Annotated in this window: 18 protein-coding genes; 4 read left to right on the plus strand and 14 right to left on the minus strand. The window is 49.7% G+C overall.

Going from position 1 to position 15860, the window contains the following annotated elements:
- Nucleotides 1-13: 13 nt before the first annotated feature.
- Nucleotides 14-1024 (minus strand): phosphoserine phosphatase SerB, encoded by a 1011-nt coding sequence (gene serB, locus DS731_RS14110; RefSeq protein ID WP_232373374.1) that lies wholly within the window; start codon nucleotides 1022-1024, stop codon nucleotides 14-16.
- Between the two features lie 135 nt (nucleotides 1025-1159).
- Here serB and DS731_RS14115 point away from each other — a divergent pair, with 135 nt between their 5' ends.
- On the plus strand, nucleotides 1160-1765 hold the full coding sequence (locus DS731_RS14115) for a hypothetical protein (protein ID WP_119501936.1): 606 nt from the start codon (nucleotides 1160-1162) through the stop codon (nucleotides 1763-1765).
- Nucleotides 1766-1775: 10 nt separating this feature from the next.
- On the opposite strand, the gene DS731_RS14120 is transcribed toward DS731_RS14115, so the two are convergent.
- From DS731_RS14120 to rpoE, 10 genes are all read right to left on the minus strand, one after another.
- The gene (locus DS731_RS14120; protein WP_119501937.1) at nucleotides 1776-2582 is read right to left on the minus strand and encodes a TatD family hydrolase; all 807 of its coding nucleotides are present in this window, start codon (nucleotides 2580-2582) and stop codon (nucleotides 1776-1778) included.
- Nucleotides 2555-3193, minus strand: coding sequence for a pyridoxamine 5'-phosphate oxidase (pdxH, locus tag DS731_RS14125; RefSeq protein WP_119501938.1), 639 nt, complete (start codon nucleotides 3191-3193; stop codon nucleotides 2555-2557). Before pdxH ends, DS731_RS14120 begins: the two co-directional genes overlap by 28 nt.
- Nucleotides 3194-3227: 34 nt before the next feature.
- Nucleotides 3228-4139 carry a GTPase Era gene (era, locus tag DS731_RS14130; RefSeq protein WP_119501939.1) on the minus strand — a complete coding sequence of 304 codons (912 nt, stop codon included), beginning with the start codon at nucleotides 4137-4139 and terminating at the stop codon, nucleotides 3228-3230.
- Nucleotides 4126-4815 (minus strand): ribonuclease III, encoded by a 690-nt coding sequence (gene rnc, locus DS731_RS14135; protein WP_119501940.1) that lies wholly within the window; start codon nucleotides 4813-4815, stop codon nucleotides 4126-4128. The genes era and rnc overlap by 14 nt, the downstream gene beginning before the upstream one ends.
- Nucleotides 4815-5720: a signal peptidase I gene (gene lepB / locus DS731_RS14140; protein WP_119501941.1), complete on the minus strand. Its 906-nt coding sequence runs from the start codon at nucleotides 5718-5720 to the stop codon at nucleotides 4815-4817. Before lepB ends, rnc begins: the two co-directional genes overlap by 1 nt.
- Nucleotides 5720-7516, minus strand: a complete 1797-nt coding sequence (lepA, locus tag DS731_RS14145; RefSeq protein ID WP_119501942.1) for a translation elongation factor 4 — start codon at nucleotides 7514-7516, stop codon at nucleotides 5720-5722. The genes lepB and lepA overlap by 1 nt, the downstream gene beginning before the upstream one ends.
- A 172-nt stretch (nucleotides 7517-7688) precedes the next feature.
- Nucleotides 7689-8162 (minus strand): SoxR reducing system RseC family protein, encoded by a 474-nt coding sequence (locus DS731_RS14150; protein ID WP_119501943.1) that lies wholly within the window; start codon nucleotides 8160-8162, stop codon nucleotides 7689-7691.
- On the minus strand, nucleotides 8155-9369 hold the full coding sequence (locus tag DS731_RS14155; protein WP_119501944.1) for a MucB/RseB C-terminal domain-containing protein: 1215 nt from the start codon (nucleotides 9367-9369) through the stop codon (nucleotides 8155-8157). The genes DS731_RS14150 and DS731_RS14155 overlap by 8 nt, the downstream gene beginning before the upstream one ends.
- A 7-nt stretch (nucleotides 9370-9376) precedes the next feature.
- Nucleotides 9377-9967, minus strand: a complete 591-nt coding sequence (locus tag DS731_RS14160; protein WP_119501945.1) for a sigma-E factor negative regulatory protein — start codon at nucleotides 9965-9967, stop codon at nucleotides 9377-9379.
- Nucleotides 9968-10063: 96 nt separating this feature from the next.
- On the minus strand, nucleotides 10064-10642 hold the full coding sequence (gene rpoE / locus DS731_RS14165; RefSeq protein WP_119501946.1) for an RNA polymerase sigma factor RpoE: 579 nt from the start codon (nucleotides 10640-10642) through the stop codon (nucleotides 10064-10066).
- A 221-nt stretch (nucleotides 10643-10863) separates the two neighbouring features.
- On the opposite strand from rpoE, the gene nadB reads away from it, so the two are divergent.
- Nucleotides 10864-12555, plus strand: a complete 1692-nt coding sequence (nadB, locus tag DS731_RS14170) for an L-aspartate oxidase (RefSeq protein ID WP_119501947.1) — start codon at nucleotides 10864-10866, stop codon at nucleotides 12553-12555.
- A gap of 11 nt (nucleotides 12556-12566) precedes the next feature.
- Here the strand turns inward: nadB and DS731_RS14175 are convergent, their stop codons facing one another.
- The 3 genes from DS731_RS14175 to DS731_RS14185 are packed head-to-tail and all read right to left on the minus strand — an operon-like array spanning nucleotide 12567 to nucleotide 14181.
- Nucleotides 12567-13496 (minus strand): MaoC family dehydratase, encoded by a 930-nt coding sequence (locus DS731_RS14175; protein ID WP_119501948.1) that lies wholly within the window; start codon nucleotides 13494-13496, stop codon nucleotides 12567-12569.
- Nucleotides 13497-13502: 6 nt separating this feature from the next.
- A complete protein-coding gene (locus tag DS731_RS14180) occupies nucleotides 13503-13943 on the minus strand; it encodes a hypothetical protein (protein WP_150154293.1) in 441 nt (146 codons plus the stop codon).
- Entirely contained in the window at nucleotides 13930-14181 is a 252-nt protein-coding gene (locus DS731_RS14185) for an FAD assembly factor SdhE (RefSeq protein ID WP_119501950.1), read from the minus strand. Before DS731_RS14185 ends, DS731_RS14180 begins: the two co-directional genes overlap by 14 nt.
- Before the next feature lie 142 nt (nucleotides 14182-14323).
- Between DS731_RS14185 and ygfZ the strand changes: the two genes are divergently transcribed.
- Both ygfZ and DS731_RS14195 read left to right on the plus strand, forming a co-directional pair.
- The gene (gene ygfZ / locus DS731_RS14190) at nucleotides 14324-15286 is read left to right on the plus strand and encodes a CAF17-like 4Fe-4S cluster assembly/insertion protein YgfZ (protein ID WP_119501951.1); all 963 of its coding nucleotides are present in this window, start codon (nucleotides 14324-14326) and stop codon (nucleotides 15284-15286) included.
- A 53-nt stretch (nucleotides 15287-15339) separates the two neighbouring features.
- Nucleotides 15340-15825 carry an FKBP-type peptidyl-prolyl cis-trans isomerase gene (locus tag DS731_RS14195; RefSeq protein ID WP_119501952.1) on the plus strand — a complete coding sequence of 162 codons (486 nt, stop codon included), beginning with the start codon at nucleotides 15340-15342 and terminating at the stop codon, nucleotides 15823-15825.
- Nucleotides 15826-15860 lie beyond the last annotated feature (35 nt).

Raw genomic sequence — 15860 nt, forward strand, 5'->3', positions numbered from 1 at the left:
CTGTTTCAGCTTACTAATCAGCCAGCAAATACAGCATGCCGTGCAAACCTGAGAACCGGATGGCGGTATCAGCTTTTTCCCTTACCAGCGGTTTGGCATGACAGGCCACGCCCAATGCTGCTTTTGCCATCATCACCAGATCATTAGCGCCGTCTCCCATAGCGACGGTTTGTGACATAGGTATTTGCCATTCACTGGCCAGAGACTCAACCGTGCGCGCTTTCACTTCAGCATCCACGATTTCACCGGTCACCTCTCCGGCAAGCACGTCGCCATCGGTTTTCAAGGTATTGGAGAATGCTGCATCCAGACCAAGCCGCTCTTTCACGTGATCGGCAAAATAAGTGAACCCGCCGGAGGCAATAGCGATTTTCCAGCCATGCTCTTTTAACACGGATACCAGTGGTACAACGCCCGGCATCAACGGAATACTGTCACGGATTTGGGCCAGCTGTGAAACCGGTACACCTTTCAGGCAGGCCACCCGGGATATCAAACTTTCACTGAAAGCCAGTTCCCCGCGCATGGCCTTTGCGGTCACTGCGGCAACCTTGTCACCGAGGCCGGCCAGTTTGGCTATCTCATCAATACACTCAATTTGTATGATGGTGCTGTCCATGTCCATCACCAGCAAACCGGGCGCAGACAACGATGGCCGGGCAGCCTGAACCACTATATCGACCCGCAACGATTCAGCCAGTTTTTCCAACAGCGGCTTTAACGCCGGCACATCAGCCGTTTTTATTGACCCCGTTACGACGGTTTCGTGGAACTTACCGCTAAGGGCATGTAACCGGAAACCGGAAAGCGTTGCGACTGGTGCCAGTGCATCAGACACTTTTTCAAGTTGCCAGGCTGTCAGCGCCGGCGCATAGACAGTGATAACAGCGTCATTATTGTCTGAAGAGACTGCACCTGTGCCCTGCCACTGGCCGCCTGAAAAAACGATGCCGGCGGGATGCGTTTCCAGCGCAGTGATTAGCGCAGCATGAGAATGTACTGAAGATAAAGCTACTGAATTCAATGTAGGAGGTTCCGCTACTCAAAGTATGCGTATCCTAGCGAATTCAGTGACCGGGGAAAACAGCCATTTATGAATAGATTATGCTCATGATGGCAAAAACGGTATTATGACGGCAAATGCGCTTTTTCTCTGACTATGACTGATAAATACGCGGCCTGGAGAACACCGGCCCCGGAAAAGAAACACTGGTTTGCCTGGTTGCAACGCAGAAGTGTGCACATTACTGCATTCGCCCTGCTGATTATGGCACTGGTGAGCCTGTGTGTGATTGAGTCGCGGCATGCTTTACGTGAAGCAGTACAGGCAGCGTCAGCCCCGGTCGATGTGCTGGGCGAACAATACGCCCTTATTCTGGCAGGCCCGGTTTATTCAAAGAATGGCGATGTCATTGCACTACATTTAAGCCGCCTTGCAGAAACAAACTTCATTCTCGCTGCGGCAGTATTCGATAATAAAGGCAAACGCCTCGGTGTGGTGACACAGAAATCTTCAGTAACTGAAGAGTCTCCGGAACAAAATCAGCTGGTAAGGCTATTTTCCGTAAAAGACGATCACGGCAGTCAAACCGGCGTGTTGCAGATCACCGTGGACAGTGCCCGACTTCTCAACGACGAATACGCACTATTGCAGTCTGAACGTGCAATTCAGGCGGGGATCTTAATGACCGGATTATTCGCCGGATGCATTCTGACTGCAGCGGGCTGGCGATACCGCTACTATTTTATCAATAAAATGCGTTAGCCAGTGCAGCTCAGGCCTGAGCAAACAGGTCACGGAAATTGGCAGTGGTCTTCTTTGTAACCTCAGCCACAGACACACCAAATGCTTCTGCCAGCACCTGAGCAATTTGCACCAGCCGCGCCGGTTCATTCCGTTGCCCCTGAAACCCCTGTACGGGCATGTCCGGAGAATCGGTTTCCAGCAGAATATTATCCAGCCCGGCCTTAACCAGAGCATCCAGGGTTTTCTTACCACGGGGATAGGTAATTGTGCCACCTGCACCTAATTTAAAGCCCAGGTCAACATACTGAGCAGCGACCTGTGCATTGCCGGAAAAAGCATGCACCACACCGCCACAGGAAAAGCCTGCCTGTTTAATCATTGCGGGCAAACGATGATGAGTTTTAAGGTGGTGAAGAACAACCGGTAATTCACACTGCTTTGCCACGTCCATTTGTGCGAGTAACCACTTCTCCTGTTCCGCAAGAGGCAGTTCGATTGTGGCATCGAGACCAATTTCGCCGATAGCGCATACCGACTTGCGGTGTTCTGTTACCGCCTTTTGCAATTTTGACACAGCATCATCAAGGGAGCCGCGAATAAACCAGGGGTGGATGCCAAAGGCGAGGAAGATATCAGAACGGCGGGCCTGAATGGCAAGCTGCATTTCCCAGCCTGCCGGTGTGGTGCCGGGGATCAGGAAGCCACTGATCCCGGCCTCCCTTGCCCGTTTGAGCACACCATTCAGGTCGTGTTCAAAGGCGGGTAAATCGAGGTGACAGTGGCTGTCTATCATGTTGCCGACATATCTCAGGGCATAAGCCGCTGAGTACTCCATGTACCGTCTTCTGTTTTATTGTACTCAAAACGGTCATGAAGCCGGTCTTCACCGCCCTGCCAGAATTCAATCTGATGCGGCTTTACACGGAAACCTCCCCAGAAATCCGGCACAGGAAGTTCCTTATTAGCAAACTTGTTTTTCAGTTGCTGAAATTGTGTCATCAGCAATTCACGGGTAGCAATGGGTTGGCTTTGTTTTGACGCGTATGCTGCCAGCTGGCTGTCTTTCGGGCGGGAAAAGAAGTACTTTGCATTTTCCGCAGTACTCAATTTTTCGGCCACGCCGCAAACGCGTACCTGGCGCTCCATGAAAAACCAGGGAAAATGCAGAGAGATTTTATTATTCTGCCCCAGCTCTCTGGCTTTACGGCTGCCAAGGTTGGTATAGAATAAAAAGCCTTCTTCACTCACATCTTTCAGCAGCACAATACGCTGGGACGGTTGCCCGCTGCTGTCTACAGTTGCCACAGTCATGGCTGTAGGATCAGGAATATTTGCGTTAATGGCATCGTTCAGCCACTGCCGGAACAACGCTACCGGATGCTCAGTTAACTGAGTATCATCCAGACGGCCAGCAGAATATTGCCGCCGCATATCAGAAAGAGACATAGCACCTCCTTACAACGGTGAAACAAAAAGTAGATTAATCGTCGCCGTAGCCTAATGAACGCAAGGCACGGTCGTCGTCAGCCCAGCCTTGTTTCACTTTAACCCAAAGCTCAAGAAACACTTTGTTGTCGAACAGGTTTTCCATATCTTTGCGGGCCTGCTCGCCGATAGTTTTAATATGATTGCCGGCTTTACCTATGACCATGCGTTTTTGACTGTCACGCTCAACCAGGATAAGACCGTTAATACGGTATACCCCGTTTTCCATCATTTTGAATTGTTCTATCTCAACCGTAGTGGAATAAGGCAGTTCATCACCGGTGAAGCGCATCAGTTTTTCACGGATGATTTCCGCCGCCATGAACCGGCTCGAACGGTCGGTAATGTAATCTTCGGGGAAGTAAAATTCGCTTTCCGGCAAAGACTGCTGCACGGTTTCCCGTAACGCATCCACCTGCTTGCCGTTTTTCGCACTGACAGGGAAAATATGCTCAAACGTGTGCAGTGACGACAGCTTCTGGATCTGAGCCATCAGACTTTCTTTGTCTTCTACCTTGTCGACTTTATTGACCACCAGGTAACAGGGTAAACGGCTGTTTTTCACCTTTTCCAGTACCATGGCATCGTCTTCGGTCCAGCGTGTGCCTTCCACCACAAACAGAACCAGACCCACTTCAGCCAGTGAACTCGATGCAGCACGGTTCATGTAACGGTTAATGGCCCGTTTCTCGTCCTGGTGCAACCCGGGCGTATCCACGTAAACCGTCTGGCATTGTGCCTCGGTATCGATTCCTAAAATACGGTGACGGGTGGTCTGGGGCTTTCTGGAAGTAATACTGACTTTCTGGCCCAGAATACGGTTCAGTAATGTAGATTTACCCACATTCGGACGGCCGACAATGGCCACAAGGCCACAGCGGGTATCAACATCTTCATTCAGATGCATGTTCAAGCTTCTCCAACGTTTCTTTTGCAGCTTGCTGTTCTGCTTTACGCCGGCTGTTCCCTGTGCCGAAAACGGGCTTTTCAAGTTGCGCTACAGTGCAACTGACTTCAAAAGTCTGCGCGTGATCCTTGCCGCTTATTCCTACCACTTCATACACCGGAAGAGGTTCACGGCGAGACTGTAAATATTCCTGTAAACGGGTTTTACTGTCTTTCGGATGTTCATTCGGATCGAGACGGTCAATACGGGCAGACCACAAACTCAGAATCACTTTACTGACGGTGTCGATGCCGGCATCCAGATAAATGGCACCCAGTATGGCTTCAACAGCATCAGCGAGGATGGAACTGCGGCGGTGACCACCACTTTTTAATTCACCCTGCCCCAGTTTAAGCAATTCACCTACGCCGGCTTCTTTCGCCATTTCGGCCAGGGTATCGCCCTTCACCAGGGTTGAACGCATGCGGGTCAATTTTCCCTCCGGTACAGACGGGAAACGGGCGAACAACGCATCGGCGATGACCATGCCTAATACGGCATCGCCCAGAAATTCCAGCCGTTCATTGTGCTTTTTCGCTGCACTGCGGTGGGTTAAAGCCTGCTCAAGCAAACCTTCGTCTTTAAAGCGGTAATCCAGTAATTTTGATAACCGTGCGTATCTGTCGATACCCTGCATTACTCTATGCCACCAATCCGGTTAAATCTGATACCTGTCGGTACCCATCCCGGTAACACGCTGTCTGCCGGACGTTCAAACTCAAAACTGATCCAGATAGCCACGGCTTTACCTACCAGATTATCATCAGGAACAAATCCCCAGAAGCGGCTGTCACGACTGTTTTCACGGTTGTCGCCTAGTACAAAGTATTGTCCTTCAGGAACAATCCATTCATTGCTGCGGGTACCCGGTTGCGTGTAAAAATTTGATGCAGGAATACTGCGTCCGGGATTGCGCAAAATGTCGTGGGTCACATCACCAAGTTGCTCGGTGTAGCGCAACAACGGCACCATGTCCTGCACAAATTCGCCGCGCTCTTTAAATTCCAGCGGTACCGGTTGCTGTTTCGGGCAGTCGCTGCCGCTTTCACAGTATGGTTTAATAAAAACTTGTTTGTTCTGATACACAATGGTGTCGCCCGGCAGACCCACTACACGTTTAATGTAGTCTACATTCGGATCTTCAGGGTATTTGAATACCACAACATCGCCACGCTCCGGTTCACCGGTTTCCAGAAACTTGGTGCGGAACACCGGGTCTTTTAAGCCGTAGGCATACTTTTCTACCAGAATGAAATCGCCTACCAGTAAGGTAGGCATCATAGAACCGGAAGGAATTTGAAACGGTTCGTACAAAAAAGAACGTAACACCAGTACAAACGCGATTACCGGAAAAATTTGTTGTGATGTATCCACCAGCCAGGGCAACTCACTTTGAGGACCCGTTGATGAACCACCGGCTACCGCTTCACCACCTGCGAGCTTTTCCTTTCTTGCCGGTGCCCACAGCAAACTGTCCAGCAGCCAGATTAATCCGGTTGCTACTGTCAGGATCACCAACAAAATTGAAAAATAATTTGCCATTACTTACCTACCTTGAGAACAGCGAGGAACGCATCCTGAGGTAACTCAACATTACCTACCTGCTTCATGCGTTTCTTTCCTTCTTTTTGTTTTTGCAGCAGTTTTTTCTTACGGCTCACGTCACCACCATAACACTTGGCGATAACGTTTTTGCGCAGCTGTTTAACTGTGCTTCGTGCAATAATATGGTTACCGATAGCAGCCTGAATAGCGATATCAAACATTTGACGCGGGATCAGTTCACGTAACTTTTCAACCAGCTCACGACCACGGCCCTGACTGTTTTCACGGTGGGTGATCATGGCCAGTGCATCCACACGTTCGCCGTTGATGAGTACATCAACACGCACCATGTCAGACTGCTGGAAGCGCTTGAAGTTATAGTCCAGTGAAGCAAAACCACGGCTGGTTGATTTCAACCGGTCAAAGAAGTCCATCACGACTTCAGCCATCGGTATTTCATAGGTTACCGCGACTTGCTTCCCATGATAAGTCATGCTGGTCTGCATACCACGCTTCTCAACGCAAAGTGTGATGACATTACCGAGGTATTCCTGAGGAACAAGGATGTTTGCCTCTACCATCGGCTCGTGAATCTCTTCGATTTCATTCACCGGCGGCAAATTGGAAGGGTTATCAACCTGTATGGTTTCCCCTTTGGTTGTAACAACCTGATAGATTACGGTTGGAGCGGTGGTGATAAGATCAAGATCGTATTCCCGTTCCAGACGCTCCTGAATGATTTCCATGTGCAGCATGCCAAGGAAGCCAATCCGGAAACCAAAGCCAAGAGCAGCCGAGCTTTCCGGCTCGAAAAACAGCGATGCATCGTTCAGGCTTAATTTAGATAATGCATCACGGAAATCTTCGTAATCGTCTGAACTGACCGGGAACACACCGGCATAAACCTGAGGTTTTACTTTCTTAAAGCCCGGCAGCGGCTTATCAGCCGGTTCACGTGCCAGGGTGATGGTATCCCCTACAGGGGCACCGTGAATTTCTTTAATACCGGCAATGATAAAACCAACTTCTCCGGCACGGAGAATACCGGTTTCAGTTTGCTTAGGAGTAAAGATACCCACTTTGTCCGCCTGGTGAGTCTGCCCGTTAGACATGATTTTAATTTTGTCTTTTACGTTCAGTTCGCCTTGTACAATCCGTACCAGAGACACGACGCCCTGATAGTTATCAAACCAGGAATCAACAATCAGCGCTTTCAGCGGTGCATTTCGTTCACCTTCCGGCGGCGGAACACGGTTAACAATAACTTCCAGTACGTCTTCAATACCCACGCCGGTTTTGGCTGAGCAACGCACAGCATCGATGGCGTCAATGCCGACGATGTCTTCAATTTCTTCTGCTACACGCTCAGGTTCAGCCTGTGGCAAATCAATTTTGTTGAGGATTGGCACCACTTCCATATCCATATCAATGGCGGTGTAGCAGTTTGCCAGAGTCTGTGCTTCTACGCCCTGTCCGGCATCAACCACCAGCAGCGCACCTTCACAGGCTGCCAGTGAGCGGGATACTTCGTAAGTGAAGTCCACGTGTCCCGGCGTATCGATAAAGTTTAACTGATAGGTTTCACCATCTTTCGCGGTGTAGTTCAACGTTACACTTTGCGCTTTGATGGTAATACCACGTTCGCGCTCAATATCCATCGAATCCAGCACCTGTTCGGCCATTTCCCTGTCAGTCAGTCCTCCGCAATGCTGGATAAGACGATCAGACAGTGTAGATTTACCGTGATCGATGTGTGCGATGATGCTGAAATTACGTATGTGCGACTGTTGCATAATGCTGGAAAATGTCCTGCGAGAATTAAGTTAAACAAACCGGATTTTATTTGAACCGGCAAAACCACAATACTTCTGCCCGGGAAAGTTAATACGGCAGCGCAAAGCGTGCGGATTTTACCTATTTCTTCACTGAAAAGCGAATCAGTATGCAAGCCTTATCAGGTTCAGCTCAGGGCTGATGTTGCTGAACGGCGCCGTTAGCAGGAATGGAAGAAAGAATAACAGGACGGAATCGGGTCTGGTCGCGCTTTTTCAGGTAACCTGAAATTACCGTGAAGGCGAGAAAAGTCACACACAGACTACCCAGTAAAACCCAAAATTCGCCGCGGACTCCTACAGCCGGCAGAAGTGCATTAAAGCTCAGCGCACTGGCAATAAAGATAATGAGAGGAATGACGTAAAGCCAAAGAGAAGCAGTCACAATGCCGGCTTCCGGCACGCCGATACTGACTTTGTCTCCTACCTTACAGGGCACCGGCGATTGTAAGGTCAGTTGCTGGGTTTTCGGCGACAATGCACGGGAAATCACACCGGAACCACAGTCAGATTGCGCCTGACAGGATGAACAGGTGGTTTTGATAGCGGCTTCGACGGTGATCACGTCACCGTCAGCCGCAATAACCGTAGCGGTTTCTTTAATCACCGCTGACCTCTTTGAGCTTCAGAGAAGTGGCAATAGCATTGGCCGTCTGCAGAGGAATTTCCCCGATGACTGTCACCTGGGCCTTACCATCGGTGAGAGTCAGAAACGTACTCAGGTCATGGCGCAGGACTAAATCGGAACCGATAGCGTCACTGGCAGGCTGTACGTATACAGACACATCCACCAGCCCGTCAGAGAACAGTTTGTATTCCACCACCTGCCCTGTCATCGCCAGGCGGCGGATATCTCTTTTCACTTCCACCATACCATCAGGAAGATAATCGACTTCCCAACCTTGCTGACGATTTGTCGACGGCGTCAAAGCCAGCGGCCTGGGAAGAGAAGCACGGTTCACACGGGCAAAGTACGCAGGCGGCGTGTCTGACATTGTCAGTGAAGTAACCTGAATTTGCTCCAGCACATTACCCTGTAAATCCAGCGTATTAAGTTTCAGCAACATCCCCGACTGTTCGTCCAGCCAAAGCTGGTAACTGAAACGGGTATTATCACGACTGACGATCCTGATCTGCTGAGCTGGCCGGCCGGCCACACGGGCTCTGCCCACAGACACAAACTCGTAGCCTTTGGTCAGAGAAACCGGTTCGTAAAGCAACTCTCCGGGTATAGGACCATTGATATACTGAGAATGCAGACTGTAAGGCTGGGTATCCGGTTCAAATATACTGACCACATCCCCTACCCGGATGAGCTCTCTTCCGGGGCCGTTTTGCAGATTCAACTGCTCAACGCTGGTACCGTCTTCAAGTACACCGTGTCGCCACAAATAGGGCACAGTTTCCTGATTTAACCGGCTGACGACATAGGCCACCTGAAAATTCAGTGTACGGGTCGCTGCAGTCATTTTCTCCAGCCATCCGGTCACCGACTCCGGCTTAACCTGCGCTGATCCAACAGACTCCGGTTCTGCGCTGTCATTGTGTGCTGCGGCTTTCTGGCTGATCGCTTCTTCCGCTGTCACGATAGAATCGGGAGGTAAAATATCCTGAGACACCGGATTCTGAGCATCAGATTCTGCTTCGATTTCAGCAGCAACCTGCCGCGAAGCCCCTTCAGTCCCGTTTTCCTGAGCAGGAACAGGAGAAGAAAAAACGATAAAGGAAAACGTGCATGCCAGAAAAGCATGCCCTGAAAACGCGCGTACCAGCTCCACTGGAGCTGGTACGCGTTGTATAAATGATTTTGTCATTTAGCTCTTAATTTGGATTAGCGTCAGACTCAGCACGTTCTTCTACGGCTTTACTTTGATCTTCTGCCTGCTTCAGCTGAATCTGTTGTTCATGGTCAGCGATGATAGCATTGATCTTACGCTTTTTCTCCAGCACAACATTCATATCATTGCGCGGAATCGTACGGGTCTGTTCCAGACTAACCGGAGAAAGACCACCCAGACGGGTATTCGTCTCAAACGTAGAGAACGGTTCTGCAGGTTCCGGCTGATTCATTTGTTGAACACCCAGAATCACCGCCACAGCTACAGAAGCAGCAACGGCGAATTGTCCACCTTGTTTGGCGAATGGCACCACACTACCGACCAGCGGCAATGATTTCCAGCCTGAACGCTTCGGCGCCATCACTGTAGGTTCACTTTCTAAGGCAGCGGCTACCGCAGCAGTAATGTCTAACTGAGGTGCGACCGTGGCTTCTTTACGTAAACCACTACGAATAACATGATATCGCTTCCACTTTGTTTTTAGCTCTTCATCATTTAGGATTGCATCCATGATGTCAGCGCTGTTTGTCTCGCCATCCATAAAGGCTGACAATTTTTCTTGCTGTTGCGTCATATTATAAAATCCTGATCGAAATGATCGTTTACCACCTTAACACAGCTAGTTAGTTCGTTTCATCCCGTGAAAGTTCAATTTCATCGTGAAAAAAAATCAATTTTCTAACAATGGCTGTATGACCTTGTCGATTGCCTCACGTGCCCGGAAGATCCGGGAGCGGACTGTACCGACAGGACACCCCATTACGCTGGCGATTTCCTCATAACTTAAACCTTCAATTTCCCGCAGGGTAATTGCCATACGTAAATCGTCGGGTAACTTCTCCACAACACGGAATAATGTAGCTTCGAGTTCATCAGACAACAAACTGCGTTCCGGCGTGGATTGCTCTTTCAGCGCATCACTGCCTTCATAGTAGTCTGCATCTTCAGCGTCGACATCATTTGCAGGCGGCTTTCGCCCCTGTGCCACAAGATAATTCTTAGCGCTGTTAACGGCAATGCGGTACAACCAGGTGTAAAACGCACTGTCGCCGCGAAAATTTGGTAACGCGCGGTAAGCCTTGATAAACGCATCCTGAGTGACATCTGCAACGTCACCGGAGTTTTTGACATATCGAGACACCAAATGCATCACTTTATGCTGATAACGGGTTACCAGTAAGTTAAATGCATTTTTATCACCGCTTTGTACCTTTTCAACAATCTGTTGATCGGTTATCTGCTCGCTCATCCGAGCTATTTCTCCTTAACATCTACCACATAAACAGCTCATGCAAGCATCAGGTAGACTGCATTATTCCCAATAAGTTCGCAAAAAAATGCGGACAATCTTTAAATTATCAATAAATAATATAAGAAAAATCCTGCAGACGCGCGCTCTATGCTTTGCGTTTTGCTGTGCTTCCTTTAGACTTGCCGGACCTTAGCCTACAAGTAAACCGCTAAAATACCATGAAATCAGTGGCTTCTTCACTAACATCAGCGGATCCGAAAGGAATTGAGCACCAATGTGATGTTTTAGTCATCGGCAGTGGTGCTGCCGGATTAAGTCTGGCGCTCAAACTGGCAAATCATTGTAACGTGATTGTGCTGAGCAAAAGCGACCGCAATGAAGGATCGACCCGATACGCCCAGGGCGGTATTGCCGCCGTTTTCGACGAACACGACTCTGTTGAGGCACATGTTGCTGACACACTAAATGCCGGTGCCGGATTGTGTGAAGAAGACGCGGTACGCTTCACAGCCCAAAATGCCAAAGATGCACTGAACTGGCTGATTAATCACGGCGTACCTTTTGATACTGAAACGAATGAGCAGGGTGAGGAGCGTTTTCACCTGACCCGTGAAGGTGGCCACAGTCACCGCCGTATTTTACATGCTGCCGATGCAACCGGTGAAGCGCTGCAAATTACTCTGAATGATGCCGTGTCATCCCACCCCAATATCCGCTTCCTGGAACGGTACAACGCCATCGACTTAATTAAGTCCCGCAGTAATAACCTGCACTGTACCGGTGTGTATGCGTGGAATCTGGAACAGGCCCATGTTGAAGTTATCCGCAGCCGTTTCATTGTGCTGGCCACGGGCGGCGCGAGCAAAGTGTATCAGTACACATCTAATCCGGATGTGTCCAGCGGTGACGGTATTGCCATGGCCTGGCGTGCTGGTTGCCGTGTGGCGAATATGGAATTCAATCAGTTCCATCCCACCTGTTTGTATCATCCTCAGGCAAGAAACTTCCTGATTACCGAAGCACTGCGGGGTGAAGGTGCACAGCTGTGCCATGCTGATGGGACACGCTTTATGACACGCTTCGATGAACGGGGCGATTTAGCGCCCAGGGATATTGTTGCCCGTGCCATCGACTACGAAATGAAACGTCTGGGTGCTGACTGTATGTATCTGGATATCAGTCATAAGCCGGCTGACTTCATTGAAAAGCATTTCCCGAACATTTACCGCAAGTGTCTGTCTGTGGGCATCGATATCACTAAGGAGCCTATTCCCGTGGTGCCTGCCGCGCACTATAGCTGCGGTGGTGTGATGACTGACTTTAATGCCAAAACTGACCTCGATAACGTTTATGCCATAGGTGAAGTAGCTTATACCGGCCTGCATGGTGCGAACCGCATGGCATCAAACTCTCTGCTGGAATGTGTGGTCTACGCCGCAGCTGCCGCGAAAGACATCCTTACTCATTTGCAGGACGACTACACTGAAGAGACGATTGCGCCCTGGGATGAATCACAGGTTACGAATTCAGACGAAGAAGTCATCATTCAGCATAACTGGCATGAACTGCGTTTGTTCATGTGGGATTACGTGGGTATTGTCCGCACCAACAAAAGACTTGAGCGCGCACTGCGACGGATCCAGTTGCTGAGTCAGGAAATTCAGGAATATTACGCACACTTCCGGGTCAGCAATAACCTGCTGGAACTGCGCAATCTGGTGACGGTTGCGGAACTGATTGTACGTTGCGCAATGAACCGTAAGGAAAGCCGGGGCCTGCATTACAATGTGGACTATCCGGACCTGCTACCGCAAGCCAGACCCACAGTACTCAAACCATTACCGGCCAAATGTCAGCCTGAACCCGGTTCACTGGCCACCAGTACTTACCGGGAAGATGAGCAGCTTTAACAACCGCCGGTTCAGTTTTTCGCTGAACCGGTTTCGCCGGATTTAACGGCACCTTTTATTAACGGCTCACCATTTGCGGTATTTTCCAGCAGGAAATCTGTTATGCCCCCTCCCCTGCTGATTTTAAGGTCCGCATTGCCGGGCAGAAACAGCGGGCGCTTAAATTCACAATTTATGTCAGTGCTGTGATCAGCTTTATCTGTTTCTGCATAACTCACCGCCATAGCCAGCGTCCACATGCCATGAGCAATCGCTTTGGGAAAGCCAAACAGTTTTGCAGTGAATGCGCTTAAATGAATAGGATTGGCGTCTTCCGAAATCCTTGCATAACGCCGCCCGGCATCCGCCGGAGCAGAAAAACTTGCAATGTTTTGCCAGCGTTCAGCAATTTCTGCTTCCTCTACGTTTTTATGCGCTGGCGCTGAAGGTTTATACGGTGGCGCTGAAGGCTCATGTTGGGAGGCTGAAGGCTCTGCACTGTCGCCCACATGTGGTGCTTTTACCCGCACCAGATAAGTAGCTTCTGCACGGTAACATTCCCTATCCTGTTGCGTAGCAGTGGTATACATATGAATATCCCAGCCCCGCCGGTGAGGTGTGACCGCAGAAAAACCCGTGCGTAAAGTGACAGGTTTAGACAGCCTGATCCCGCTTTGCTGGCTGATTTGGTTTTTCCTGTGTACCAGGCCAAATAAGGGGAACGGACTTCGCGGGTGTGCCAGACACCGCATCTGCAATGGCAGAGACAGCATCTGCAGATAACAGGGGTGCAGACTGTCCCCGTGCTGCCAGTGAGTCATATCGCAGTAACGGTGATAATGTGAAGGGTCAATCAATTGTGTTTTCCCCCCATGAACACCCGGCACCGCAGGAGGCTTAAATTGCTTCAACAATTGTTTGTCAGGGCGGTGCGTCAGCGCCCGGTACAATAAACTCATCATAGTTACTCAATCCCCTTGTGACTGATGCTGAACCAGCCTCACCAGACGACGATAGCAAAGCTTCTTACATTCCCCCGGTAACACCCAGCGATAGCAGGCAGTGCCATCATAATCTGTACCGGCAAGGTAAATACCGAAAATCGTCACTTTGCTGCCGGATGATATGGTCAGCGGCCTCACTGTACCGTTGCGGGCAGGCTCATACCACCGGTTTCCGTCAACCGTTATGCTTTCATAACCTTGTCGCATCTTGTGTTGCCCGGCAAGCAGGATGAGCAGAAAGGCCGGCACGACAGAGCACAGGAACACGGAAACAGTGTAATCAGGAAACCACGAAGTGACGCCGGCAGGCAATGACCATATCGCGATGCCTGCAGCAGCAAGAGGGATAGCTACCGCGGCCATCCGGATGGCGCGGTAGCGGATAATGAAGCTATACTTTGACACGATCCAGAATGATTTTGACCATTCTTGCCAGCTCAGGGTCTTCACATTTCTGATGGCCCATGAACCAGGCAAACAAATCCGGGTCGTCACAGGTAAGTAAACGTTCAAATAAAACCTGATCGTCGTCGTTTAAGTCGTCGAATGCTTCTTCTACGAATGGCAGAAATAATACATCCAGTTCCAGCATGCCCCGGCGGCATGCCCACTTTAGCCGGTTACGTCTTTTCTCAGTGAACATCAATTAGGACCTCTTCATTGAACGGCAGCACTATACCAGAAGAGTTACGCCGGCTCACCGTACTTTTTGTCAGATTACAAACTTGTGAATTACAATTCGCCCCCCATAGTTAGAGTTCACGTTTAAAAGTTACGGACGGTTTATGTCAACGCCAGATTCACTTAATGAGTTAGTTTCAGACTTTGTTATTCCTCTGACGGGTTCCACAGTCATTGCTGTTGAAGGTGAACAGCAAAACGATTACCTGCATGGACAACTGACCATCAATGTAAAAAATCTTGCTGACAATGTAGCCCGCCATGCTGCGCATTGTGACTTTAAAGGTAAGACATGGTCGCTCAGCACTGTTTGCCGCTGGCAGAACAGCATTCTGATGCTGATGCCATCAGGTTGTGCAGAAGCCTCTCTGGAACAGTTAAAAAAATACGGCGTATTTTCAAAAGTTACCATTGAGAAAAAAGACAGCCAGTTGAAGCAATATGCAGTGAAAGGCAAACAGGCAGAGCAGTGGATAAGCGAATTTTTCGGTTCACTGCCTGAACAGACACTGGCCACTGTTCAGCACTCTGACGGTGTAGCGATCCGCGCAGATTATCCGCAGGATGTGTTTATTTTGCTTCTCAGTGAAACCGCTGCCGGCACGCTGGAACAGTGGCAGGCGGATCAGAACATCCAAACTTACAATAGTTGCGTTTATGACGCCTTAATGGTGTCTCAGGGCATTCCTGAAGTCAGCGGTGAAGTGGTTAACGAGTTCGTTCCCCAGATGATGAATGTGCAGGCGCTGGACGGTATCGATTTTAATAAAGGCTGTTACATGGGTCAGGAAGTCGTAGCCCGCACCCGTTACCTGGGTAAAAATAAGCGCGCGGGATACGTCTTTTGTTTACCCGCGGCAATTGATGTTAAAGTAGGTGATACCGTTGAGAAGGCACTGGATACAGGATGGCGCAGAGGCGGCACTGTTATCCGCTGTGCAACACTGGGCAAAGAGACCTGGTTCATGGCCGTGCTGCCCAACGACACAGAAGCAGACACGCCACACAGACTGGCGGACGCGCCTGACGTTCAGGCATGTTTTTACGCATTGCCATATACTGTATAGCAGGCAATGCAAATTCACGTGTTGAGAAAACACACCCCAAAACAGGAAATATTATGACAATCACGTCAGACAGTGTGGTAACACTACACTATACCGTTTCAACAGAAGACGGCACTACACTGGACTCTTCAGAAGGCAAAAACCCGCTGGTTGTGCTGCTTGGCAGACGCTTCCTGATTGAAGGTCTGGAAGATGCTCTGATGGGCAAAAATAAGGGTGATAAATTCGACGTCGCTGTAGCGCCTGAAAAAGCTTACGGTGAACGTGCAGACGAACTTGTACAAAGCGTACCTAAGTCAATGTTTGACGGTATGGATGTGCAACCCGGCATGTCTTTCCGTGCTACTTCTGAAGGCGGCGAACAATCTGTGATCGTTATTGAAGTCAGTGAAGAAGAAGTGATTGTGGATGGCAATCACCCGCTGGCAGGCGTACCTTTGAAATTTGATGTGGAAGTAGTAGATATCCGTGAACCTACTCAGGAAGAGCTGGAACATGGTCATGTGCATGATGAAGGTGGCTGTGGTCATAACCACTAAGCCCTGACGGAATAAAAGAAGCCGGTGCAGCGTCA

The sequence above is a fragment of the Alteromonas sp. RKMC-009 genome (assembly GCF_003584565.2).
Taxonomy (GTDB): domain Bacteria; phylum Pseudomonadota; class Gammaproteobacteria; order Enterobacterales; family Alteromonadaceae; genus Alteromonas.

Excerpts from the sequence above, each read along its gene's own strand:
- DS731_RS14195 (WP_119501952.1), top strand. The coding sequence starts at position 15,340 with ATGACAATCACGTCAGACAGTGTGGTAACACTACACTATACCGTTTCA.
- DS731_RS14155 (WP_119501944.1), bottom strand. The coding sequence starts at position 9,369 with ATGACAAAATCATTTATACAACGCGTACCAGCTCCAGTGGAGCTGGTA.
- DS731_RS14115 (WP_119501936.1), top strand. The coding sequence starts at position 1,160 with ATGACTGATAAATACGCGGCCTGGAGAACACCGGCCCCGGAAAAGAAA.
- DS731_RS14160 (WP_119501945.1), bottom strand. The coding sequence starts at position 9,967 with ATGACGCAACAGCAAGAAAAATTGTCAGCCTTTATGGATGGCGAGACA.
- lepB (WP_119501941.1), bottom strand. The coding sequence starts at position 5,720 with ATGGCAAATTATTTTTCAATTTTGTTGGTGATCCTGACAGTAGCAACC.
- rpoE (WP_119501946.1), bottom strand. The coding sequence starts at position 10,642 with ATGAGCGAGCAGATAACCGATCAACAGATTGTTGAAAAGGTACAAAGC.
- ygfZ (WP_119501951.1), top strand. The coding sequence starts at position 14,324 with ATGTCAACGCCAGATTCACTTAATGAGTTAGTTTCAGACTTTGTTATT.
- era (WP_119501939.1), bottom strand. The coding sequence starts at position 4,139 with ATGCATCTGAATGAAGATGTTGATACCCGCTGTGGCCTTGTGGCCATT.
- DS731_RS14175 (WP_119501948.1), bottom strand. The coding sequence starts at position 13,496 with ATGATGAGTTTATTGTACCGGGCGCTGACGCACCGCCCTGACAAACAA.
- DS731_RS14120 (WP_119501937.1), bottom strand. The coding sequence starts at position 2,582 with ATGGAGTACTCAGCGGCTTATGCCCTGAGATATGTCGGCAACATGATA.
- pdxH (WP_119501938.1), bottom strand. The coding sequence starts at position 3,193 with ATGTCTCTTTCTGATATGCGGCGGCAATATTCTGCTGGCCGTCTGGAT.
- rnc (WP_119501940.1), bottom strand. The coding sequence starts at position 4,815 with ATGCAGGGTATCGACAGATACGCACGGTTATCAAAATTACTGGATTAC.
- nadB (WP_119501947.1), top strand. The coding sequence starts at position 10,864 with ATGAAATCAGTGGCTTCTTCACTAACATCAGCGGATCCGAAAGGAATT.
- lepA (WP_119501942.1), bottom strand. The coding sequence starts at position 7,516 with ATGCAACAGTCGCACATACGTAATTTCAGCATCATCGCACACATCGAT.
- DS731_RS14185 (WP_119501950.1), bottom strand. The coding sequence starts at position 14,181 with ATGTTCACTGAGAAAAGACGTAACCGGCTAAAGTGGGCATGCCGCCGG.